This window comes from Sphingomonas sp. IBVSS2 (assembly GCF_002127225.1).
GTDB lineage: Bacteria > Pseudomonadota > Alphaproteobacteria > Sphingomonadales > Sphingomonadaceae > Sphingomonas.
In genome coordinates, this window is record NZ_NFUR01000002.1 from 200555 (window position 1) to 220923 (window position 20369).

Below are 20369 nucleotides of genomic sequence, written 5' to 3' on the forward strand. Positions count from 1 at the left end.
CCGATGAAACGGCGCCCTTTGTCAGAGGAGCGCGGCGGCTTCAAGCGCAAGCATGTAGGACAGTGCCCCGAAACCGGCGATGGTTCCCCTGGCGGCCATGCCGACATAGCTGTGGTGGCGATATTCCTCCCGCGCGAGCGGGTTGGAGATATGTACTTCGAATACCGGCGTCCGGATCGAGCGGATCGCGTCGTAGAGCGCAAGGCTGGTATGGGTGAACGCGCCCGCGTTGAGCAGGACGGCCTTCGCGCCGCGGGCCTGGGCCTCGTGGAGCCAGTCGATCAGATGGCCCTCGTGATTCGACTGGCGCAGGTCGATCTCCAGCCCCAGTTCCTTCGCCCGGTCTTCCAGGCGGCCCGCAATGTCGTCGAGCGTGTCCGAACCGTAGATCTCCGGCTCGCGCAGTCCCAGCAGGTTGAGGTTGGGACCGTTGAGGACGTAGATCATGTCGGCCAAGGCCAAGCCTTTCGGTTGCGGGCGCGGGAGCGGCTTCCCTATATGAGCGCGCGCTCCCGATCAAATTTCCAAGGACAGTTCATGCATATCGACGGCACCGTCTCCATCACCGTCAATGGCGAGCACCGGCGGGTGATGGCCGGCCTGACCATCGCCCAGCTGGCCGAGGAACTGGGGCTGGTGCCCGCCAAGCTGGCGGTGGAGCGCAACCTGGAAGTGGTGCCGCGCTCGACGCTCGACCAGGTGGTGGTCGAGGACGGCGACGAGCTGGAGATCGTGCATTTCGTCGGCGGTGGCGACCATCCGGTCGCGGGGGGCGACGTCGACCATGGCAGGCCGGTCGACGAGGACAGATGGACCGTGGCGGGCAGGACCTTCCGCTCGCGGCTGATCGTCGGCACCGGCAAATATCGGGATTTCGAGCAGAACGCCGCCGCCGTCGCCGCCTCGGGCGCCGAGATCGTCACCGTGGCGGTGCGCCGCGTGAACGTCAGCGATCCCAAGGCGCCGATGCTCACCGACTATATCGACCCGAAGAAGATCACCTATCTGCCCAACACCGCCGGCTGCTTCGATGCCGAATCGGCGATCCGCACGCTGCGCCTGGCGCGCGAGGCGGGCGGCTGGGAGCTGGTGAAGCTCGAAGTGCTGGGCGAGGCGCGGACGCTCTATCCGGACATGGTGGAGACGCTGCGGGCCACGGAAATCCTCGCGAACGAGGGCTTCAAGCCGATGGTCTATTGCGTGGACGATCCCATCGCGGCGAAGCGGCTGGAGGATGCCGGCGCGGTGGCGATCATGCCGCTGGGCGCGCCGATCGGTTCGGGCCTGGGCATCCAGAACCAGGTGACGATCCGGCTGATCGTCGAAGGCGCCAAGGTGCCGGTGCTGGTCGATGCCGGCGTCGGCTCGGCGAGCGACGCGGCGGTGGGCATGGAGCTGGGCTGCGACGGCATCCTGATGAACACCGCGATCGCCGAGGCGAAGGATCCGATCCTGATGGCGGCGGCGATGAAGGCGGCGGTGGAGGCCGGGCGGCTCTCCTATCGGGCCGGGCGCATGGCCAAGCGCCGCTATGCCGATCCGTCGAGCCCGCTCGCGGGGCTGATCTGATGCGCGGGCCGGCCGCCGCGGCGCTGGCGCTGCTCGCGCTTTCCGCCTGCCACCCCAGGCCCGCCGCCGTGCCCAAGGAATCGCGCGCCATCTCCGCCGAGCCGGTGACGCTCACTGCGGCGGACGGGGTGAAGGTCTTCGGCGTCCACACCAGCGTCGAGAAGCCCAAGGCGCTGATCCTGCTCTTCCACCAGGCCGGCTCGGGCAAGGACGAATATGCGACCATTGCCCCAAGGCTGGCGACCTGGGGCTATAGCTCGCTGCGTATCGACCAGCGTGCCGGCGGCGACCTGTTCGGCGGCAATGCGACGGTGAAGGCGCTGGGCCGCTCGACGAGCTATTATCAGGCGAAGCCGGACCTGGTGGCGGCGCTGGCATGGGCGAAGGACAAGAAGCTGCCGGTGATCCTGTGGGGCAGCAGCTATTCGGCGTCGCTCGTCTTCCTGCTCGCCGCGGACTATCCCGATCAGGTGAAGGCGGTGATGGCATTTTCGCCCGGCGAATATTTCGACGACAAGACGATGGTGCGCACCGCCGCGGCGAACGTGAAGGCGCCGGTGTTCGTTACGTCGGCGCAGGATGGGCATGAGGTCGACGAGGCCCGGAACATCCTCGCCGCGGTGCCGGGGCAGAAGGAGCAGTTCGTGCCCAAGCAGGGCGGGGTGCACGGCGCCTCCACCTTGCTGCGTGCGAAGAATCCCGAAGGCGCCGAGCCGGCCTGGACCGCGGTGATCGCCTTTCTGCAGAAGGTGGCGCCCTGAGCGCATTCCCCTCCCTGGAAAGGAGGGGAGTCCTAATGCGGCCGCCGCACCAGCCACACCGATCGGCCCCCCGTCGCCGCGTCCTCGGGCGCATGGGCGACTTCGAACAGGCCGGTCCTCGCGAACACGGTGCGATATTCCGCCGGGCCGGCGCTGGCATGGTAGAGCTGCTCGCCGAACTGGCAGCCCATCGCGATGCCGCGCTCCGGCCCCGTATTGAACAGCAACGCCCCGCCGGGCGACAGCCGGGGCGCCAGGCGTTCGAGCAGGGCGAGCTGGTCGTCGGCGGGCAAGTGGAAGAGGCTGTCCCAGGCGATGATGCCGCCGAACATTCCCTCCGGCACCACGCCGCGCATGTCCGCCGCGATCCAGCGCTCGCGCGGGAAGCGGGTGCGGCAAAGCGCGATCATCTTCGCCGAGATGTCGACGCCGGTGATCGGATGGTGCGCATCGTGCAGATAGCGCGCGATCGGCTCGCCCGCGCCGCAGCCCAGGTCGAGGACCGGCGCGCCCTTCGGGACCCCCAGCAGGAAGCGATCCAGCCAGGCGCGCTCCGTAAAGCGCTTGCGCCGTTCATGATCGAAGGCATGGGCATGGCGCTCATAATGTTCGGCAACCCGCTCTGGCATGACGGAACCCATATCCGGCGCGGACCGTTGTTTCAGTCGAATGGATCACAGGCGCGGCCAAGCGCCGATCCGCGGCCAGGAGATTGAAATCATGGGTGAACTTACCGACAAGATCAAGGGCAACGTCAACGAGCTGGTCGGCAAGGCCAAGCAGGCGCTGGCGGGCGATGCCGACGATCCCAACCGCACCCGCGCGGACGACAAGCTCGACGCCGAGGGCAAGGTCCAGGAGCTGAAGGGCAAGGGCCAGCAACTCATCGGCAAGGTGAAGGGCGCGCTCGGCGACGATATCTGATCCCATTGGGGATGCTCAGGCGAGGCCGTTCCGGGCAACCGGGGCGGCCTCTTCGCGCGTGCGGGATTCGGGGATAGGATGCGGCATGGTTTCGAAGACCAGCCTCACCGAGAGCGTCCGCCGGCATCGCATCGAGGAGGTGCGCGAAGGGCTGGCGGCCAGGCCGGACCTGCTCGGCCATCGCGACGAACGCGGGCGGAACTGGCTGCACCTCGCCTGCGCGACGCCCGGCACCGGCATCGCCATGGCCGAGCTGCTGCTCGGGCTCGGCCTGGGTATCGACGATGCCGCCTTCACCGAAGGCGAATGGCGTGCCACGCCCTTGTGGTTCGCGGTGGCGCACGGCGCCAATCGCCCGCTCGCCGAACATCTGCTGGAGGCAGGCTCCGACCCCAATCATTGCCTGTTCGCCGCCGCCTGGAACGAGGATCGCGCGACGATCCGCCTGCTGCTCGCGCACGGCGCGGACATCGAGGAAGGGGCGGGCCGCGGCGAGACGCCGCTGCTGGGGGCGGTGGGCTGGAGCCGGTTCGGGCCGGCGGAGGAATTGCTGATCGGCGGCGCCAATCCCGATGCGCGGGACGGGAAGGGCCGCACCGCGCTGCACCTGATGCTGAAGAAGGGCAGCGCGGCGGAGCATTTCGCCATGTTCGTCCGCGCCGGTGCGCGCGGGGACATTGCCGACGAGGAGGGGCGCACCGCGGCCGCGATATTGGGGCGGAAGCGCGATCCGGCCTGGTGGGAGATCGCGGAAGCGCTGGCGACCGGCTGATCGGCCTGCGCATTCCTTCCCCCCCCCAAGGGGGAGGAATCCTGGATGCCGATATGGCCCCGGGGAGCCCGCCGCTCAGTCCGGAACGTAGAACGACCAGAGATCGCTCTGCAGCTTGTGCGCGGCGAAGCGCACCGGGCGCGTCCTCGGCCCGATCTCGCAGATCATGTGCGAGAGTATGTCCACCGGCACCAGCGGATCGGGCAGGCGCACGGTCTCGCCGTTGATCCAGCGCCATTCCTCCTGCCAGACCCGACGGCTCTGGATGGTCAGATTGTCGCCCTTCTGCCCGACGTGCAGGTGCCGCCAGCCCATATACTCGCCTCTTCGCTTTCCCTGCCCGCATTATAGCGGGGGCGGACCGGCCAAGGCCGTGGGCCGGCGGGATTATTTGCTCCTGAGGCCCGAGACGGTGAGCCCCGGGGTGATGAACTCGATATCGGTCTTGAGATGGAGCAGGCGCAGGCCGGGCTGCGCGAGGGCGCGGTCCAGCGCGGGCGCGAACTGCGCGGTCGTCTCCACCGTCTCGGCCCAGCCGCCATAGGCGCGGGCGAGCGCGGCGAAATCCGGGTTCCGCAGCGTCGTGCCCGAAAGGCGCGCGGGATATTCGCGCTCCTGGTGCATGCGGATCGTGCCATAGGCCGCATTGTCGACCAGGAGGACGATCAGATCGGCGTCGTGCTGGACGGCGGTGGCGAGTTCCTGGCCGTTCATCAGGAAGTCGCCATCCCCCGCGAGCGCGACCACCGCACGCTCCGGGAAGCGCAGCGCGGCGGCGACCGCGGCGGGCACGCCATAGCCCATCGCGCCGGCGGTGGGGGCAAGCTGCGAGGGCTGGGGGCCATAGGGCCAGTAGCGGTGCCACCAGCTCGAGAAATTGCCGGCGCCGTTGCAGATGATCGTATCCGCCGGCATTGCCGCGCGCATCGCCGCGACGCATTGGCCCAGGTCGAGGGCGACGCCGTCGCGCGGCCTGGGGGTGGACCATTCGGTCCAGTCGGCGTGCGCGGCCTCGGCATCGAAGCGCGGCAGCTCGACCTCTTCGTCGGCCGCCAGCGTCGCCGCGAACTCGAAGGGGCGGGCGCAGATCGGCAGGTCGGCCAGATAGACGCGGTTGAGTTCGTTGGGATCGGGATGGACATGGACCAGCGTCTGGCCCGGATGGTCGGGCGTGATCAGGGCATAGCCGTCGGTCGTCGCCTCGCCGAGGCGGGCGCCGACGACGAGCAGCAGGTCGGCCTCCTTGATCCGCTGGACCAGCTTCGGGTTCGGGCCATAGCCGAGATTGCCGGCCCAGGCGGGGGAGCTGTTCGGGATCGCGTCCTGCCGGCGGAAGGCGCCTGCCACGGGCAGGCCGATCCGCTCGGCGAACCTGGCGAATTCCTCGCCGGTTTCGCCGTCCCAGCCGCCGCCGCCGACGATCGCGACCGGGCGCTTCGCCTTGCGCAATTCGTCGTAGAGCATGTCGACCTCGACGAAATCGGGCGACTGGAGCGGCGGGGCGAGGGCGGGGCGGTCCAGCGCCTCGACCTCGTCGCACAGCATGTCCTCCGGCAGCGCGATCACCACCGGGCCCGGCCGGCCGGAAGTGGCCACGGCCCAGGCGCGGGCGACATATTCCGGGATGCGGCGCGCGTCCTCGATCCGCGTCGCCCATTTGGCGAGCGGGGCGAACATCGCGGGCAGGTCGATTTCCTGAAAGCCTTCGCGGTCGCGCATGCCGCGGTCGACATCGCCGACGAACAGGATCATCGGCTGCGAATCCTGCATGGCGACGTGCACGCCGATCGAGGCGTTGGTCGCGCCGGGCCCGCGCGTGACGAAGGCGATGCCGGGCCGGCCGGTCATCGCGCCATCGGCACAGGCCATGAAGCCGACGCCGCCCTCCTGGCGACAAGTGACCACGTCGATCGCGGGCACGTCGTGCAGCGCGTCCAGCACGGCGAGGAAGCTCTCGCCCGGCACGTGGAAGATGCGGTCGCAGCCTTGCGCGACCAGGTTGTCGACGAGGATCCGGCCCCCGGTTCGTTTCGCGGTCATGGCCCAACTCTAGACCGGCCGGGGCGGGAAGCGTAACCCCTGGCGCCATGCTGATCATTGGCAATCATGTGTCGCCCTATGCCCGCAAGGTATTCGTCGCCCTGGATCACAAGGGCGTCGACTATGAGATGGACCCGATCGTGCCCTTCTACGGCACCGACGCGTTCACGCGGGTGAGCCCCCTGCGCCGCATCCCGGTGCTGATCGACGGCGAACTGGTGCTCAACGATTCGACCGTGATCGCGGAATATGTCGACGAGCGCTGGCCCGAGCCGCCGCTGATGCCCCGGGGCGCGGCCGATCGGGCAAAGGCGCGCTGGATGGAGGAATATGCCGACAGCCGGCTGGGCGACCTGATCATCTGGCGGCTCTTCTACCAGAAGACGATCGTTCCCTATGTGTGGAAGCGCGAGCCCGATCATGCCCTGATCGCGCAGGTGACGGCGCGTGACCTGCCCGAAGCGCTCGACTGGATCGAGGCGCGGGCGCCGGCGGACGGGTTCCTGTTCGACCATGTCTGCACCGCGGACTTCACTTATGCGTGCTTCTTCCGCAACGCCTCGCTCGCCGGGTTCGAGATCGACGCGGCGCGCTGGCCGCGCACGGCGGGCTGGCTGGAGCGGGTGCGGGCGGTGCCGGCCTTTGCGGGGACGATGAAGTTCGAAGCCGCGATCGTCGGCGTGCGCTCGCCGGATCGGCCGGACGCGCTGCGCGCGGCGGGGGCCCGGGTGGCCGAGCAAAGCTATGGCGGGCGCGAGCCGCACCGCTCGATCATGTTGGGGGACGGGCCCTAGGCGCTCATTTCCGTAGCCAAAGGGCGAGGAGAGCGATCGCGACGGCCAGTTGCGCGGCGGCGATCAGCAGGAGCCGGGTGGAGAAGGGCTGTTTCCGCGTCTTGTGGCGGAACAGCCGCCGCGCGGCGAATGCGCCCGGCGTGCCGCCCAGCAGCGCGAGCCGGAGCAGATGGGCCTCCGGAATGCGGCGCAGGCCGGCCGCCGCGCGCCGCTTGTCCTGCCGGAAGCGCAGCACCGTCCACAGGTTCACGCCGACGATCCATGTGAGAAGGGCTGCGAGCATGCCGCGCTATCGCAGCGGAACCGAAAACGGAAAAGGGCCGCGCAGTCGCCCGCGCGGCCCCTTCCTGCTCGGATCGGAAGATCAGAAGCGGACGCCGAGGCCCGCGAGCACCTGGTGGCGCTCTACGTCCTGGCTGTAGTTCGAGTAGCGATACTCGACCTTGCCATAGAGGCGCTGGCCGAACGCGTGCTCGACGCCGGCACCCAGGCGGAAGCCGTCGAGATTGTCGGAGACGCGGACGTTGCCGGTCTCGCCGGTGATGCGGCCGTTGGTGTAGCCGCCCTTGGCGTAGACCAGGGTGGTCGGCGAGACGGCGACACCGGCGCGGACGCCCGCATACAGGTCACGGCCGGCCTTCACGGTGACGCCGGCTTCAGTGGCCTTGGTGGTCGAGCCGGTCACTTCGGCGTCGACGCCGAACACGGCCTTGCCGCGCTGCAGGTCATAGCCGATGGCGCCGCCATAGACGAAACCCGACTTGCCGTCGCCATCGCCGTTCACGCGGTCCCAGCCGCCGATCACTTCGGCGCGCGGACCCTGGAAGGCGCCATCCTGCGCGAGGGCGGGGGTTGCGGTGGCCGCCACGAGGGCGAGCGCGGTCGTTGCGAGAATTCGCATTTCTTTTCCTACCTTTGGACTTTGATACTCAGGTTCGGATGGCCATCCGGGCCTCTACGTAGGCCTCCGATTCCGCAGTGCAATATGGCAATTTAATTACAATCCTGCCGTGTTGCCTTTGTGCCACACCACCGGTTCCGATCATCTCCTGTTCAGCTTGGATCGCGGGCGGTTCGGTCCGTTGCTGCGGTGCAGCGAAGTTGAAAGCTGATTCAGGTTCGCTTGACCGGACCTTCCGCGCCGGACTATCGCCCCCGGCGAAGTCAGGAGAGAATCGCGGATGAAGAAGCTCTACCCCAACGCCACGGCAGCGCTGGAAGGGCTGCTGTTCGACGGCATGACGATCTGCGCGGGCGGTTTCGGCCTGTGCGGCATTCCCGAGCGGCTGATCGACGCGATCCGCGATGCCGGGACCCGGGACCTCACCATCGCCTCGAACAATGCCGGCATCGACGGCGAGGGGCTGGGCAAGCTGCTGCGCACGCGCCAGGTGAAGAAGATGATCTCGTCCTATGTCGGCGAGAACAAGGAGTTCGAGCGGCAATATCTGTCGGGCGAGCTCGAGGTGGAATTCTGTCCCCAGGGCACGCTGGCCGAGCGCTGCCGCGCGGGCGGGGCCGGCATCCCGGGCTTCTACACCAGGACCGGCGTCGGCACGCAGGTGGCCGAGGGCAAGGAAGTGAAGTTGTTCGACGGCGAGGAATATATCCTCGAGCGCGGCATCCGCAGCGACCTGTCGATCATCAAGGGCTGGAAGGCCGACGAGGCGGGCAACCTGATCTTCCGCAAGACCGCGCGCAATTTCAACCAGCCGATGGCGACGGCGGGGCGCGTCTGCGTCGCCGAGGTGGAGGAAGTGGTGCCGGTGGGCAGCCTCGATCCCGACCAGATCCATCTGCCGGGCATCTATGTGAAGCGCATGATCGTCGGCGCGCCCTATGACAAGAAGATCGAGTTCCGGACCACCCGACCGCGTCCAGAGACCCTGGGGGCCGCGTGAACCGCGTCTGCGCGATCGCGGGCCTTGCGCTCGCCGCGAGCGGCCTTTCGGGTTGCATCGCCGCGGCGGCGGTGCCCCTCGGCGCCGCGGCGGGCGTGATCAAGACCTCGCAGGATCACAAACGCAAGAAGAGCAGGGCCGAGCGGCCGGCGCCGCAGCCGGGCCAGGTCTTCGAGACCGAGGACGGCAGGAAGGTCCAGCTCACCAACCTGACCGCGCTGCCGCCGCCGGGCGGCGTGCCGGCTGCCCCGGCCCCCCCGCCAACGCCCGGCGGCGTGCCGCCGGAGATGCAGTTCCTCTACGGCTCGGGCGAGGCTTCGGCGCTCAGCCTGCAGGCCTATGCGGCGCTGTGGAACTATGTCCATGGCGAGCTGCGCTTCCGCCGCGACAAGAGCCAGGTCACCTCGGTCGTGATGACGCGCGATTCGACGCTGACTTCGCCCCGGTTCGAGACGTGCGGCAAACGCCCGCTCGCCGTGGTGTTCGACGTGGACGAGACGGTGCTGCTCAACCTGGGCTTCGAGAGCGATGCCGCCCGGCGCGGGCCCGGCTATAACCAGGGCCGCTGGACGCGCTGGGAGGAGACCGGAGCCGGCAAGGTGGAAGCGGTGCCCGGCGCCGCCGAGACGATCGCGGCGATCCGCGGCGACGGCATCACCGTGATCTACAACAGCAATCGCTCGGCGAGCACCGCGGCCTTCACGATCCAGGCGCTGGACCATGCCGGGCTGGGGCCGGTGACGCTCGGCGACACGCTGATCCTGCGCGACGACGCCGCGCCGGGCGGCAAGGACGAGCGGCGCTGGAAGATCGCCGAGCGCTATTGCATCGTCGCGATGGGCGGCGACCAGCTTGGCGACTTCAGCGACCTGTTCAACGCCAAGGAGCTGTCGGTCCCCGCGCGCCGCAACACCACCGCCAACACGCTGATCGCGCCGCTCTGGGGGCATGGCTGGTTCATCCTGCCCAACCCTGTCTATGGCAGCGGCCTGAAGGGCGGGATGGACGATGTGTTCCCCAAGGACAAGCAATGGGCCGATCCGGCCGAGGAGAAGAAATAATGGCCTGGACCCGCGATGAGATGGCGGCGCGCGCCGCGAAGGAGCTGCGCGACGGCTTCTACGTCAATCTGGGGATCGGCATCCCCACGCTGGTGGCGAACCATATTCCCGACGGCGTCGAGGTCACGCTCCAGTCGGAGAACGGCATGCTCGGCATCGGGCCGTTCCCCTTTGACGACGAAGTCGATCCCGACCTGATCAATGCCGGCAAGCAGACGATCAGCGAGCTGCCCCAGTCGGTCTATTTCGGATCGGAGCAGAGCTTCGCGATGATCCGCGGCGGCCATATCGACCTGACGGTGCTGGGCGCGATGGAGATCAGCGAGACCGGCGACATCGCCAACTGGATGATCCCCGGCAAGATGATCAAGGGCATGGGCGGCGCGATGGACCTGGTCGCGGGCGTGAAGAAGATCATCGTGGTGATGGAGCACAATTCCAAGAACGGCGATCCCAAGTTCGTGCCGAGCTGCGAACTGCCGCTCACCGGCAAGAATGTGGTCGACATGATCATCACCGACCTGGCGGTGTTCCAGCGGGCGGACCATGATTCGCCCTTCCGCCTGGTCGAGCTGGCGCCGGGCGTCACCGAAGCGGAAGTCGCGGAGAAGACGACGGCAAAGTACGAAGTGGCCCTTGTCGCCGCTTGAGTGGCGGCATGGCCACATGACCGCGAATTAATCTTCGTCCGGCTGGCGGGGGCGGAAACAAAAGCGTAGCATTCCTGGATGCTAGCATGGTTCCGCCGCCGCTATCTCGACCTGCTCGGCTCGATCTATATCTATAACGAGCATCGTGGGTACACGAGCATCGACCGGGTGCTCGAAGCAGTTAAGGCGCGGGCGCCCGACGACCATGGGCTGATCGCCGCGATCGAGAAGCATCGGGCCGACGAGCGCAAGCATTATGTGATGTTCAAGCGCTGGTTCGAGTTGCAGGGCAAGATGCCGCTGCAGGTCGACCGGACCTGCGGGCACATCGACCGGTTCGTCGAGATCATGTTCCGCCGCACGATCGACGAGCTCGATACCCAGGCGGTGATCGACGACGACGCGCAGTTCGAGAAGCTGTGCCGGGTGATCTCCCTCACCGAACAGCGCGGCTACAAGCAGGTCGACGTGCTGCTCCGGCATCCGCTGGTGCGGCACGACAAGGTGCTGATGAAGATCTTCCGGGTCATCGAGAAGGACGAGCCGAGCCACTGGGCACCCTATGACGGCTGGCTCAAGGCGAACGGCAAGCGCGACCCGCGCTGGTGGGAGCGGGCGATCGACGGGTTCATCCATTCCGAGCTGCTGTTCCTCAAGCTGCCGGTGCTGTTCCTCAATCCCGGCGTGAAGCGCCGCACCGAATGGGCGGATGCGCGCGAACCTGCGGAGGCCCGGGCTTCCGCCGTTCCCAGCCTGGCCTGATTTCACCACTTTCGACGCGCATGCGTGCGGCATGGTCGCCGGCATGTCCGGATTCGTCGCAACATTGCGGCGCGGCCCGCCCTTCCGATGCATGGGAGCTCGCCGCAGCATCAAGGTCGCACTGCTGCAACCTGCCGGAGAGGGTGTGCCGGGATATCGGCGCACGGGCGTAACGGGGTTTGTGCATGCGTAGGATGGTCTGCGGCCTGACCGGGCTGATCTGTTTTTTTGCCGCTGTGGATCTGTCGACCGGGCTGGAGCATGGCGATGTCGCGGTCGAGGCGGAGCGGGCGCGCGCCCTCGGCCGTGCCGTCCATGGCCGCGAGGCGGGCGCATCGCATTTCTCCACGCATTGGACCGCGCCGTCGTGCCGCTATCTCGTGTCGGACTGGCAGCGGAGCTGACACTCGTCTATCGAGCCCGCATGCACATTCTCTTGACAGGATCGTCCGGCTGGCTCGGCCGTTTTCTCGCGCCCCTGCTTCGCGCGGAAGGGCATGCGGTGACCGGGCTCGACATTGCGCCGGGCGCGGACACCGATGTGATCGGATCGGTCGCCGATCGCGCATTGGTCGACCGGGTCTTTGCCGAGCGCGGGATCGAAGCGGTGATCCATGGCGGCGCGCTGCACAAGCCCGACATCGCGCGCTATCCGGCCCAGGCGTTCGTCGACGTCAACGTCACCGGCACGCTCAACCTGCTCGAGGCGGCGGCCAGGGCCGGGCACGACCGGTTCGTCTTCACCTCCACTACCTCGCTGATGATCAGCCAGGCGATCCGCGACGAGGCCGGGGGCGCGGCGACCTGGCTCGACGAGGATTCGGGTCCGATCGAACCCCGCAACATCTATGGAGTCACCAAGCTTGCCGCCGAGCAGCTCTGCCGGCTGGCCTGGCTGAACGACGGGCTCAATTGCGTCGTGCTGCGCACCAGCCGCTTCTTCCCGGAAGAGGACGACACCCATCGCGGGCTTTCCGGCGAGAACATGAAGGCGAACGAGCTGCTGCATCGCCGGCTGACGGCAGAGGATGCCGCGCGGGCCCATCTGCAAGCACTCGAAAGGGCCCCGGAGATCGGCTTCGATGTCTTCATCGTCTCCGCGCCGACGCCCTTTGCGCGCGCGGACCGCACCGCGCTCAAGGCCGATGCGGGCGCCGTCATCGCGCGCTATTTCCCGGATGCGCCGGCGCTGTACCGGGCCCGGGGCTGGGAACTCCCCACGAGCATCGGCCGCGTCTATGACGCCGCCCGCGCCGAGCGCCGTCTCGGCTTCCGGTGCGAGACCGGGTTCGCCGAAGTCCTGGATGCGCTGCGGGCGGGGCGGCAGCTGCCCTTCGCCCATGATCCGGCCTATGTCTCGCCGAAGGAGCCGGCGGGCGCTGCGTGACCCGGGTGGGGCGGGCGGGCTTCGTCGCGGCGGTGTAACGAAACTAGGCTCTGGATCGCGCCCGGGAATCCGGGGGGAATCCGATGCGAAACGTGGTGAAGCTGTTCGAGGCCCTGGTGGCGATCGCGATCGTGCTGGCGGCCGGGCTCTTCGTCGGTTCCGAATGGATCATCGAGCGCGGCCACGCCGCGCCGGACGACAGGATCGCCATTCCCCGCGATCCGGCCGCGGTGGCGGAGGGCGGCCGGCTCGCCACGCTGGCGGGCTGCCGGGGCTGCCATGGCCGGAACGGCGAGGGGCGCGTCTGGGCCAGCGACCGGCTGACCGGCACGATCGCGCCGCCGGCCCTGGCCCGCAAGCTCGCGGGCTATTCGGACGCCGAGCTCGTCCGGCTGATCCGCTACGGCGTGAAGCGCGACGGCGGCGCGCTCTTCCTCATGCCTACCCAGGCGCTGCGCAGCTGGGCCGACGAGGATCTCGGCCGGATCATTGCCTGGCTGCGCACGCTGAAGCCCGGCGCGGCGGATTCGCGGGCGGAGACCCGCTACGGCCCGTTGCCGCGCCTGGGCATGCTGACCGGCGGCTTCGAGGAAAGCCATCGCACCATCCGGCTCGCCCCGGCGCATCGCCCGCCCGAGATTGGCCGCTATGTCTACGACACCACCTGCGCCGCATGCCACCGGCTGGGCGACGACCATGGGCTGGGCGACGGGTCGGTCGCCCCCGCGCTGGCGCCCAAGGCCGCCGGCTATGACCCCGCGGCTTTCCGCAGGCTGTCGCGCACCGGAGCGGGGATGCATGGGCGCCGTGGCGGGCGCATGTCGGCCATCGCCCGGGAGGCGACCCATGCGCTCAGCGACATGGAGATCGCGGCGCTCCATGCCTATCTCAGGGGCGAGGCGGCGCGGCTGGGTCGCTGACCGGAGAATAGTTCAATTATGCGATGGAAAATTGCAAGAACGCTTGCCTGTGCGCAAGAATCGACTAAAGCGCCCGCATGACCGCTCAGCCGCGTACCCTTTACGAGAAGATCTGGGCCGACCATGTGGTCGAGCGCCGGGACGATGGAACCTGCCTGATCTATATCGACCGCCACCTCGTCCATGAGGTGACCAGCCCCCAGGCCTTTGCCGGCCTGCGCGCGGCGGGGCGGCCGGTGCGCCGCCCGGACCTGACGCTCGCGGTCCCGGACCATAACCTGCCGACCACGCCGCGCGCGGATGCCGCGGGGCAGATGCTGCCGATCGCCGATCCGGCGAGCGCTGGCCAGCTCGCCGCATTGCGCGCGAACGTGGCGGAGTTCGGCGTGCCCTATATCGACGCGCTCGACGCGCGGCAGGGCATCGTGCACGTGATCGGTCCGGAACAGGGCTTCACCCTGCCCGGCGCCACGCTGGTGTGCGGCGACAGCCATACGTCGGCGCATGGCGCGCTGGGCGCCCTGGCCTTCGGCATCGGCACCAGCGAGGTCGAGCATGTCCTCGCCACGCAGACCCTGCTGCTGAAACAGTCCAGGACGCTCGAGATCCGCGTCGACGGCACGCTTGGCTTCGGCGTGAGCCCCAAGGACGTGGTGCTGGCGATCATCGGCCGGATCGGCGCGGCCGGCGGCACCGGCTATGTCATCGAGTTCACCGGCGACGTGATCCGCAGCATGTCGATCGAGGGGCGGCTGACCGTCTCGAACATGTCTATCGAGGGCGGCGCCCGCTCGGGTCTGATCGCGCCCGACGAGACGACCTATGCCTATCTCAAGGGCCGCCCGATGGCACCGGCGGGCGCGGCGTGGGAGCGCGCGGTCGCCTATTGGAAGACGCTGCCGACCGATGCCGGCGCCGCGTACGACAAGAGCGTGGTGCTGCAGGCCAGCGACATCGCGCCCTCGCTCACCTGGGGCACCAGCCCGGAGGACGTGGTGCCGATCACCGGCGCCGTGCCCGATCCGGAGAGCTTCGCGGATCCCGCCAAGCGCGCCGCGGCGCAGAAGTCGCTCGACTATATGGGGCTGATCCCGGGCACGCGGATGGAGGACGTTCCCATCGAGCATGTCTTCATCGGCTCGTGCACCAACAGCCGGATCGAGGACCTGCGCGCCGCCGCGGCGGTGGTGAAGGGCCATCACGTCGCCGATCGCATCCGCCAGGCGCTGATCGTGCCGGGCTCCGGCCTGGTCAAGCGCCAGGCCGAGGCGGAGGGGCTGGACCGCATCTTCCGCGAGGCCGGGTTCGAATGGCGCGAGCCGGGCTGCTCGATGTGTCTCGCGATGAACCCCGACAAGGTTCCCAGCGGCGAACGTTGTGCTTCCACCTCGAACCGTAATTTCGTAGGGAGGCAGGGTCCGGGGGCGCGGACGCACCTGCTTTCACCCGCAATGGCGGCGGCAGCGGCGATCCGGGGGCGCCTCACCGATGTCAGGGAGCTGATGTCGGAGGATGCGTAAGGGGATGTTCTATGAAGCGGGCGCTAGTCGCGTTGATTGCGGGTACGGTACTGAGCGGCCTTGCCGCGGCCTATGCGGCCACGGGCAAGGCGGTCGAGGCCCGGGCGGAGATCACGGCCACCCGCTGATTGGGGAGGTTGTGTAGCGTGGAAGCCGTTCGCAAGGTCGAGGGGCGCGCCTATCCGTGGGGCGCGAGCAATATCGACACCGACATCATCATTCCGGCGCACTGGCTGAAGACCACCACGCGCGAGGGGCTGGGCAAGGGCGCCTTCGAGAGCGTGCGCGCGCAGCCGGGCAATGTCTTCGACGACCAGCGCTATGCCGGTGCGCCCGTGCTCGTCGCCGGCGACAATTTCGGCTGCGGATCGAGCCGCGAGCATGCCGCCTGGGCGCTCGCCGACCTTGGGATCAAGGCCGTGATCGCGCCGAGCTTCTCCGATATCTTCTCGGGCAATGCCTTCAAGAACGGCATCGTGCCGGTGGTGCTGCCGCAGGAAGCGGTGGACCGGCTGGTCGAAGTCGCCAGGACCGACGAGGTCACGATCGACCTGGAGACGATGACCGTCACCACGCCCTTCCAGGATCGCTTCGCCTTCGATCTCGACCCGTTCCGCCGCCAATGCCTCATGGAGGGGCTGGACGAGATCGGCATGACGCTGGCACAAGATACCGCGATTTCGAAATTCGAAGCCGGGATGGCGAAGGATCGCCCCTGGCTCGCGGTGGAGACGGCGAATGAAGGCATTGCTCTCGAAGCAACCGGGCGGACCTGATACTCTAATCCAGGAGGATCTTCCCGATCCGGTCGCGGGCAGGGGGCAGGTCGTGGTCGCGGTGAAGGCCTGTGCGATCAACTATCCCGACTTCCTGATCATCGAGGACAAATACCAGTTCAAGCCGCCGCGCCCCTTCGCGCCGGGCGGCGAGATCGCCGGCGTGATCGAAAGCGTGGGCGACGGCGTGACCGACTGGGCGGTGGGCGACCGGGTGATCGCAGTGACCGGCCATGGCGGGCTGTCGAGCAAGCTGGCGATCGAGGCGGTGCGATTGTTCCGCCTGCCCGAGGGCCGCAGCTTCGAGGAGGGCGCCGCGCTGCTGCTCACCTATGCGACGACGATCCACGCGCTGCTCGATCGCGGGCAGCTGCGCGAGGGGCACAATCTGCTGGTGCTGGGCGCGGCGGGCGGCGTGGGCCTTGCCGCGGTGGAACTCGGCAAGGCGTTCGGCGCGCGCGTGGTGGCGGCGGTCTCCTCGGAGGAGAAGGCCGCGGCAGCCCGGGCGGCGGGCGCGGACGAGGCGATCGTCTATGGCCGGGCGCCGTTCGACAAGGACCAGTCCAAGGCGCTGGCCGAGCAGTTCAAGGCGGTGCTGGGCCCGCAGGGCGCCGATGTGATCTACGATCCGGTGGGCGGCGATTATTGCGAGCCGGCGTTGCGCGCGATCGCCTGGGAAGGGCGTTACCTGGTGGTCGGCTTCCCCGCCGGCATCCCCCGGCTGCCGCTCAACCTGACGCTGCTCAAGAGCTGCGACGTGTGCGGCGTGTTCTGGGGTGCCTTCGCGGCGCGCGATCCCAAGGCCAATGCGGCGCATGTCGGCCAGCTCTTCCGGCTCTGGTCCGAAGGCCGGATTTCGCCCAGGGTCACCGAAACCTTCGCGCTCGCCGATGGCGGCAAGGCGATCGCCAAGATGGCCGCGCGCCAAGTGATCGGGAAGGTCGTGGTGACGATCTAGGCGCTCCCCTCCCTGGAAGGGAGGGGCTGGGGGTGGGTGTAGGCCTGGCGATACTGCCGGGTTCGAAGCCCGCTCTCGCCGTATCGCGTATATCCACCAACCCCGACCCCTCCCTTCCAGGGAGGGGAGAAGGCCGGCTTGCCCTATGCCCATCGCCCCCCTATCTCCGCACCAAACGCCAGTTAGGGGATTGCAATGACCACGTTCGACGATCGCGAAAAGGCATTCGAGGCGAAGTTCGCGCGCGACGAGGACATGGCCTTCCGCGTCACCGCGCGCCGCAACCGGCTGGTCGGCCAGTGGGCGGCCGCGCAGATGAAGCTGACCCCGGAAGAGACCGACGCCTATGCCAAGGCGGTCGTCCAAGCCGATTTCGAGGAAGCAGGCGACGAGGACGTGATCCGCAAGCTGCTCGGCGACCTGCTCGCCGCCGGCATCGAGACCGATGACGCCACCGTGCGCCGCGCGCTCGAGGAGCAGGCGGTCGAGGCGCGCCGCCAGCTGATGGGCGAAGTCTGATGCCGATGGCCGCCGCCGAGATCGAGGACCTGATCAAGGCCGGCATCCCCGATGCCCGGGTCGAGATTACCGATCTCGCCGGAGACGGCGATCATTATGCGGCGCGCGTGGTCGCGCCGATGTTCAAGGGCATGCCGCGGGTGCGCCAGCACCAGGCGGTCTATGCCGCGCTCGGCGGGCGCATGGGCGGCGTGCTCCACGCGCTCCAGCTCACCACCGAAGCGCCGCTCGAGGAGTAAGTGAAGTGACCGACGATACCCAGGCGCGCATCAAGGCGCTGGTCGACAGCAACAAGGTGCTGCTGTTCATGAAGGGCAGCCCGCTCTTCCCGCAATGCGGCTTCTCCAGCCGCGCGGTGGCGATCCTCAATCATCTCGGCGCCGAGTTCGAGAGCGTCGACGTGCTCCAGGACCAGGGCATTCGCCAGGGAATCAAGGAATTCTCCGACTGGCCGACCATCCCGCAGCTCTATGTGAAGGGCGAGTTCGTGGGCGGCTCGGACATCATGATGGAGATGTTCGAGAGCGGCGAGCTGGGCGAACTGCTGGCCGACAAGGGTGCCGGAGCGGCTTCCGCATAACCACAGCCCCCGCAATCCCTGCTCTCGCATCCCCGCGAAAGCGGGGATGCCGACTCATGGGGCGAGCGCGCCCTATTCGATATCGGCTTTCGGTGGACCCCGGGTCGGGTGGGTCGACGCGAGACCGGGGAAAGTAGCGGTCGACCCACCCTGAAATGAAGCGTTGAACGCTTGGGGTGCCTTATACCCTGCAGCCCTCGTGCCAGTTCGCGTGGACCACGGTTTTCCGCGCCTCATGCTGGTTATCGGCTTTTAACCCTATCGCGCAGCTGTAAGCCGTTCCGACAGTTTCCCGCCCCCGGGGCGAAGGGCACATCAAAAATCCGACAGAATTCGTTCAGCCGGCGTTCACCCGCTTGACTACAGACGTAATCGTAACGATTACAACAGTAGTCGAGCGAAAGAGGGACCCGATGACGGAACGGATCAGCGACGCCGAGCACGCCGTGATGGAAGTGCTGTGGGAAGAGTCGCCGCTCACTGCCCAGGAAGTGGCCGAGCGCGTGCCCGCCGAGCGCGGCTGGAGCGCCAACACGGTCAAGACCCTGCTCGGCCGCCTGCTCGCCAAGAACATCATCGCGCATCAGGAAGAGGGGCGGCGCTATCTCTATCGCCCGCTGGTGGTGCGCGGCGACTATGTCGCCGGGGAATCGCGCAAGCTGATGGACCGCCTGTTCGGCGGCAGGCTCACGCCGCTGGTCGCGCATCTCGCCGAGCGCGACGAACTCACCGATCAGGACATCGCCGAGATCGAGGCGCTGCTGAAGGAGCTCAAGCAATGACCGGCTGGCTCATCGAGACCTTCGTCGCCACCACGCTGCTGATGCTGCTGGTGCTCGCCGTCCGCGCGCCCGTCCGCCGCGCGTTCGGGCCGCAAATGGCTTATGCGCTGTGGGCGATCCCGGTGATCCGGATGCTGCTGCCGCCGCTGCCGGGCGACTGGCAGCTCACCAGCCTGATCGCACCCTTCGTCCGCGAGGCGGACGTGCCGGGGATCGTCACCGGCGTGATCAAGCCTGAGGCGCTGCCCACCGGGATCGACAAGAGCGCAGTGACGATCGTCGAGATCGGCGCCGGCAGCCATCCCGCCACCGCGGCGCTGGTCGCGCCAACTTATGGCGCGAGCGGGCCCAGCCTGCTGATCCTCGGCATCGGCTTGTGGGCGATCGGCGCGCTGGCCTTTCTCGGCTGGCATCTGATCGCTCATCGCCGCCACTGCGCGCGCCTGCTCAAGGCCGCCCGCGTCGATCGCACCGTGGCGCAGGGCAAGGTGCGCGTGATCGAGACGGACGCGGTGCACGGCCCGCTCGCCTTTGGCGTGCTGCGCAAATACGTCGCCTTTCCGTGCGACTTCACCGAGCGCTATGACGAGCAGGAGCGCGATCTCGCGCTGGCCCATGAGCTTGGCCACCATGTCCGCGGGGATCTGATCGCGAACTGGGTCGCGCTGTTCGTCCTCGCCATCCACTGGTTCAATCCGGTCGCCTGGAGGGCCTTCCGCGCCTTCCGTGCCGACCAGGAAATGGCCTGCGACGCCCTGGTGCTCGCCGGCCGCGCCCAGGCACTGCGCCATGCCTATGGCCGTGCGATCGTCAAGTCCGCGCATGGGGGTGCGGTCTCGGCGGCATGTCACTTGCACACGATCAACGAAGTCAAAGGGAGGCTACGCATGCTTTCGAAGACCCACAAGAACACCCCCGTCCGCCTCGCCACCGGCCTGATCGGCACCGGCGCGCTCGGCCTCGCCGCGCTCGGCCTCACTGCCTCGGGAACGCAGGCCGCCGAGCAGATCAAGGCGAAGGTGGAGACCGTCACCGGCGTGAAGCTGGACCAGGACGTGCCCGCGCCGCCCGCACCGCCGGTTGCCGCCGAGCCGGCCGCCCCGCGGGCGCCCGCCGCCGCGCCGGAAGCGCCCGAGGCTCCGGCCAAGGCCCGGCGCTATGTCTACAGCTATAGCGACGATGGCGACGGCAAGGACAAGAAGGACGGCAAGCGCGTCACCAAGATCGTGATGGTGCATGCCGATGGCAGCGCGTCCGAGACCAAGCTGCCCGATCTCGACGCGCTCCGCGCCAGCGTGCCCGAGGTCCGGAACGGCAAGTGCACCGACACAGCGGACGGCAAGCCGGTCGTCGAGAAGTTCGAGCGGGACGGCAAGAAGGTGATGATCGTCTGCTCCAACCGGATCGAGCGGATCACGATCAATGCCGAAAGGGCGGCGATCGACGCCAAGCGGATGGGCATGCGCAGCGCGATGATGGGCCTACGCATGGCCCGGCGCTCGATCGAGAGCCAGTCCGATCTCAGTGCCGAGCAGCGCGCCAAGGCGCTGAAGGGCATCGATGAGGCGATCGCCGAAGTCGAGAAGAGCGCCGCCGACGACAAGTGACATGGAGGGGAAGGGCGTTCGTCAAAAAGCCCCTTTCACGAGCGCCTTTCGACGGGGCCGGCCGATCTCCTTCGCGGCCGGTCCCG

Annotated in this window: 26 protein-coding genes; 20 read left to right on the forward strand and 6 right to left on the reverse strand. The window is 68.2% G+C overall.

The window, feature by feature from the left end; genetic code table 11:
- Positions 1 to 21: 21 nt before the first annotated feature.
- On the reverse strand, positions 22 to 456 hold the full coding sequence (gene aroQ, locus CAP40_RS07110) for a type II 3-dehydroquinate dehydratase (RefSeq protein ID WP_086128703.1): 435 nt from the start codon (positions 454 to 456) through the stop codon (positions 22 to 24).
- 81 nt (positions 457 to 537) lie between these two features.
- Between aroQ and thiS the strand changes: the two genes are divergently transcribed.
- Together thiS and CAP40_RS07120 are read left to right on the forward strand one after the other, a co-directional pair.
- Positions 538 to 1569, forward strand: a complete 1032-nt coding sequence (gene thiS, locus CAP40_RS07115; RefSeq protein ID WP_086128704.1) for a sulfur carrier protein ThiS — start codon at positions 538 to 540, stop codon at positions 1567 to 1569.
- The gene (locus tag CAP40_RS07120; protein ID WP_086128705.1) at positions 1569 to 2330 is read left to right on the forward strand and encodes an alpha/beta hydrolase; all 762 of its coding nucleotides are present in this window, start codon (positions 1569 to 1571) and stop codon (positions 2328 to 2330) included. The genes thiS and CAP40_RS07120 overlap by 1 nt, the downstream gene beginning before the upstream one ends.
- 32 nt (positions 2331 to 2362) lie before the next feature.
- Here CAP40_RS07120 and CAP40_RS07125 read toward each other — a convergent pair whose 3' ends face one another.
- Complete coding sequence (locus CAP40_RS07125; protein ID WP_086129345.1) at positions 2363 to 2959, reverse strand: trans-aconitate 2-methyltransferase; 597 nt, start codon at positions 2957 to 2959, stop codon at positions 2363 to 2365.
- A 91-nt stretch (positions 2960 to 3050) separates the two neighbouring features.
- Between CAP40_RS07125 and CAP40_RS07130 the strand changes: the two genes are divergently transcribed.
- Together CAP40_RS07130 and CAP40_RS07135 are read left to right on the forward strand one after the other, a co-directional pair.
- The gene (locus CAP40_RS07130; protein ID WP_086129346.1) at positions 3051 to 3254 is read left to right on the forward strand and encodes a CsbD family protein; all 204 of its coding nucleotides are present in this window, start codon (positions 3051 to 3053) and stop codon (positions 3252 to 3254) included.
- 85 nt (positions 3255 to 3339) lie between these two features.
- Positions 3340 to 4026, forward strand: a complete 687-nt coding sequence (locus CAP40_RS07135; protein ID WP_086128706.1) for an ankyrin repeat domain-containing protein — start codon at positions 3340 to 3342, stop codon at positions 4024 to 4026.
- A 75-nt stretch (positions 4027 to 4101) separates the two neighbouring features.
- Here CAP40_RS07135 and CAP40_RS07140 read toward each other — a convergent pair whose 3' ends face one another.
- Both CAP40_RS07140 and CAP40_RS07145 read right to left on the reverse strand, forming a co-directional pair.
- Positions 4102 to 4341: a hypothetical protein gene (locus tag CAP40_RS07140; RefSeq protein WP_086128707.1), complete on the reverse strand. Its 240-nt coding sequence runs from the start codon at positions 4339 to 4341 to the stop codon at positions 4102 to 4104.
- A gap of 72 nt (positions 4342 to 4413) precedes the next feature.
- Positions 4414 to 6066 (reverse strand): thiamine pyrophosphate-binding protein, encoded by a 1653-nt coding sequence (locus CAP40_RS07145; protein WP_086128708.1) that lies wholly within the window; start codon positions 6064 to 6066, stop codon positions 4414 to 4416.
- A gap of 47 nt (positions 6067 to 6113) precedes the next feature.
- Between CAP40_RS07145 and CAP40_RS07150 the strand changes: the two genes are divergently transcribed.
- Positions 6114 to 6860 carry a glutathione S-transferase family protein gene (locus CAP40_RS07150; RefSeq protein ID WP_086128709.1) on the forward strand — a complete coding sequence of 249 codons (747 nt, stop codon included), beginning with the start codon at positions 6114 to 6116 and terminating at the stop codon, positions 6858 to 6860.
- A 4-nt stretch (positions 6861 to 6864) separates the two neighbouring features.
- Here the strand turns inward: CAP40_RS07150 and CAP40_RS07155 are convergent, their stop codons facing one another.
- Together CAP40_RS07155 and CAP40_RS07160 are read right to left on the reverse strand one after the other, a co-directional pair.
- Entirely contained in the window at positions 6865 to 7143 is a 279-nt protein-coding gene (locus CAP40_RS07155) for a DUF1294 domain-containing protein (protein ID WP_086128710.1), read from the reverse strand.
- 81 nt (positions 7144 to 7224) lie between these two features.
- Positions 7225 to 7761 (reverse strand): outer membrane protein, encoded by a 537-nt coding sequence (locus tag CAP40_RS07160; protein WP_086128711.1) that lies wholly within the window; start codon positions 7759 to 7761, stop codon positions 7225 to 7227.
- 280 nt (positions 7762 to 8041) lie between these two features.
- Between CAP40_RS07160 and CAP40_RS07165 the strand changes: the two genes are divergently transcribed.
- The 15 genes from CAP40_RS07165 (at position 8042) to CAP40_RS07235 (ending at position 20283) form a co-directional block, all read left to right on the forward strand.
- On the forward strand, positions 8042 to 8761 hold the full coding sequence (locus CAP40_RS07165; protein WP_086128712.1) for a CoA transferase subunit A: 720 nt from the start codon (positions 8042 to 8044) through the stop codon (positions 8759 to 8761).
- Positions 8758 to 9822 carry an HAD family acid phosphatase gene (locus CAP40_RS07170; RefSeq protein ID WP_256924061.1) on the forward strand — a complete coding sequence of 355 codons (1065 nt, stop codon included), beginning with the start codon at positions 8758 to 8760 and terminating at the stop codon, positions 9820 to 9822. Before CAP40_RS07165 ends, CAP40_RS07170 begins: the two co-directional genes overlap by 4 nt.
- Positions 9822 to 10472: a 3-oxoacid CoA-transferase subunit B gene (locus tag CAP40_RS07175; protein WP_086128713.1), complete on the forward strand. Its 651-nt coding sequence runs from the start codon at positions 9822 to 9824 to the stop codon at positions 10470 to 10472. Before CAP40_RS07170 ends, CAP40_RS07175 begins: the two co-directional genes overlap by 1 nt.
- A gap of 78 nt (positions 10473 to 10550) precedes the next feature.
- Complete coding sequence (locus CAP40_RS07180) at positions 10551 to 11234, forward strand: hypothetical protein (protein WP_086128714.1); 684 nt, start codon at positions 10551 to 10553, stop codon at positions 11232 to 11234.
- 185 nt (positions 11235 to 11419) lie between these two features.
- Positions 11420 to 11638: a hypothetical protein gene (locus tag CAP40_RS07185; protein WP_144034261.1), complete on the forward strand. Its 219-nt coding sequence runs from the start codon at positions 11420 to 11422 to the stop codon at positions 11636 to 11638.
- Positions 11639 to 11658: 20 nt separating this feature from the next.
- A complete protein-coding gene (locus CAP40_RS07190) occupies positions 11659 to 12621 on the forward strand; it encodes an NAD(P)-dependent oxidoreductase (RefSeq protein WP_086128716.1) in 963 nt (320 codons plus the stop codon).
- A gap of 83 nt (positions 12622 to 12704) precedes the next feature.
- Positions 12705 to 13541, forward strand: a complete 837-nt coding sequence (locus CAP40_RS07195) for a cytochrome c (protein WP_086128717.1) — start codon at positions 12705 to 12707, stop codon at positions 13539 to 13541.
- A 77-nt stretch (positions 13542 to 13618) separates the two neighbouring features.
- Complete coding sequence (gene leuC, locus CAP40_RS07200) at positions 13619 to 15061, forward strand: 3-isopropylmalate dehydratase large subunit (RefSeq protein ID WP_086128718.1); 1443 nt, start codon at positions 13619 to 13621, stop codon at positions 15059 to 15061.
- A gap of 146 nt (positions 15062 to 15207) precedes the next feature.
- The gene (gene leuD, locus CAP40_RS07205) at positions 15208 to 15837 is read left to right on the forward strand and encodes a 3-isopropylmalate dehydratase small subunit (RefSeq protein WP_086128719.1); all 630 of its coding nucleotides are present in this window, start codon (positions 15208 to 15210) and stop codon (positions 15835 to 15837) included.
- A complete protein-coding gene (locus tag CAP40_RS07210; RefSeq protein ID WP_179187963.1) occupies positions 15800 to 16795 on the forward strand; it encodes an NADPH:quinone oxidoreductase family protein in 996 nt (331 codons plus the stop codon). Before leuD ends, CAP40_RS07210 begins: the two co-directional genes overlap by 38 nt.
- 195 nt (positions 16796 to 16990) lie before the next feature.
- A complete protein-coding gene (locus tag CAP40_RS07215; protein ID WP_086128721.1) occupies positions 16991 to 17314 on the forward strand; it encodes a DUF1476 domain-containing protein in 324 nt (107 codons plus the stop codon).
- Positions 17314 to 17553 carry a BolA family protein gene (locus CAP40_RS07220; RefSeq protein ID WP_086128722.1) on the forward strand — a complete coding sequence of 80 codons (240 nt, stop codon included), beginning with the start codon at positions 17314 to 17316 and terminating at the stop codon, positions 17551 to 17553. The genes CAP40_RS07215 and CAP40_RS07220 overlap by 1 nt, the downstream gene beginning before the upstream one ends.
- A gap of 5 nt (positions 17554 to 17558) precedes the next feature.
- The gene (gene grxD / locus CAP40_RS07225) at positions 17559 to 17894 is read left to right on the forward strand and encodes a Grx4 family monothiol glutaredoxin (RefSeq protein WP_086128723.1); all 336 of its coding nucleotides are present in this window, start codon (positions 17559 to 17561) and stop codon (positions 17892 to 17894) included.
- 413 nt (positions 17895 to 18307) lie between these two features.
- Positions 18308 to 18676: a BlaI/MecI/CopY family transcriptional regulator gene (locus CAP40_RS07230; RefSeq protein ID WP_086128724.1), complete on the forward strand. Its 369-nt coding sequence runs from the start codon at positions 18308 to 18310 to the stop codon at positions 18674 to 18676.
- Entirely contained in the window at positions 18673 to 20283 is a 1611-nt protein-coding gene (locus tag CAP40_RS07235; protein ID WP_086128725.1) for a M56 family metallopeptidase, read from the forward strand. The genes CAP40_RS07230 and CAP40_RS07235 overlap by 4 nt, the downstream gene beginning before the upstream one ends.
- The last annotated feature ends 86 nt before the right edge of the window (positions 20284 to 20369 follow it).

Coding starts and splice junctions, on each gene's coding strand:
- CAP40_RS07185 (WP_144034261.1), top strand. CDS start 11,420: ATGCGTAGGATGGTCTGCGGCCTGACCGGGCTGATCTGTTTTTTTGCC.
- CAP40_RS07210 (WP_179187963.1), top strand. CDS start 15,800: ATGAAGGCATTGCTCTCGAAGCAACCGGGCGGACCTGATACTCTAATC.
- CAP40_RS07190 (WP_086128716.1), top strand. CDS start 11,659: ATGCACATTCTCTTGACAGGATCGTCCGGCTGGCTCGGCCGTTTTCTC.
- leuC (WP_086128718.1), top strand. CDS start 13,619: ATGACCGCTCAGCCGCGTACCCTTTACGAGAAGATCTGGGCCGACCAT.
- CAP40_RS07220 (WP_086128722.1), top strand. CDS start 17,314: ATGCCGATGGCCGCCGCCGAGATCGAGGACCTGATCAAGGCCGGCATC.
- thiS (WP_086128704.1), top strand. CDS start 538: ATGCATATCGACGGCACCGTCTCCATCACCGTCAATGGCGAGCACCGG.
- CAP40_RS07235 (WP_086128725.1), top strand. CDS start 18,673: ATGACCGGCTGGCTCATCGAGACCTTCGTCGCCACCACGCTGCTGATG.
- CAP40_RS07155 (WP_086128710.1), bottom strand. CDS start 7,143: ATGCTCGCAGCCCTTCTCACATGGATCGTCGGCGTGAACCTGTGGACG.
- CAP40_RS07230 (WP_086128724.1), top strand. CDS start 18,308: ATGACGGAACGGATCAGCGACGCCGAGCACGCCGTGATGGAAGTGCTG.
- CAP40_RS07180 (WP_086128714.1), top strand. CDS start 10,551: ATGCTAGCATGGTTCCGCCGCCGCTATCTCGACCTGCTCGGCTCGATC.
- CAP40_RS07120 (WP_086128705.1), top strand. CDS start 1,569: ATGCGCGGGCCGGCCGCCGCGGCGCTGGCGCTGCTCGCGCTTTCCGCC.
- CAP40_RS07135 (WP_086128706.1), top strand. CDS start 3,340: ATGGTTTCGAAGACCAGCCTCACCGAGAGCGTCCGCCGGCATCGCATC.
- CAP40_RS07130 (WP_086129346.1), top strand. CDS start 3,051: ATGGGTGAACTTACCGACAAGATCAAGGGCAACGTCAACGAGCTGGTC.
- CAP40_RS07140 (WP_086128707.1), bottom strand. CDS start 4,341: ATGGGCTGGCGGCACCTGCACGTCGGGCAGAAGGGCGACAATCTGACC.
- CAP40_RS07215 (WP_086128721.1), top strand. CDS start 16,991: ATGACCACGTTCGACGATCGCGAAAAGGCATTCGAGGCGAAGTTCGCG.
- CAP40_RS07150 (WP_086128709.1), top strand. CDS start 6,114: ATGCTGATCATTGGCAATCATGTGTCGCCCTATGCCCGCAAGGTATTC.
- CAP40_RS07195 (WP_086128717.1), top strand. CDS start 12,705: ATGCGAAACGTGGTGAAGCTGTTCGAGGCCCTGGTGGCGATCGCGATC.
- CAP40_RS07125 (WP_086129345.1), bottom strand. CDS start 2,959: ATGCCAGAGCGGGTTGCCGAACATTATGAGCGCCATGCCCATGCCTTC.
- CAP40_RS07175 (WP_086128713.1), top strand. CDS start 9,822: ATGGCCTGGACCCGCGATGAGATGGCGGCGCGCGCCGCGAAGGAGCTG.
- CAP40_RS07145 (WP_086128708.1), bottom strand. CDS start 6,066: ATGACCGCGAAACGAACCGGGGGCCGGATCCTCGTCGACAACCTGGTC.
- CAP40_RS07160 (WP_086128711.1), bottom strand. CDS start 7,761: ATGCGAATTCTCGCAACGACCGCGCTCGCCCTCGTGGCGGCCACCGCA.
- CAP40_RS07165 (WP_086128712.1), top strand. CDS start 8,042: ATGAAGAAGCTCTACCCCAACGCCACGGCAGCGCTGGAAGGGCTGCTG.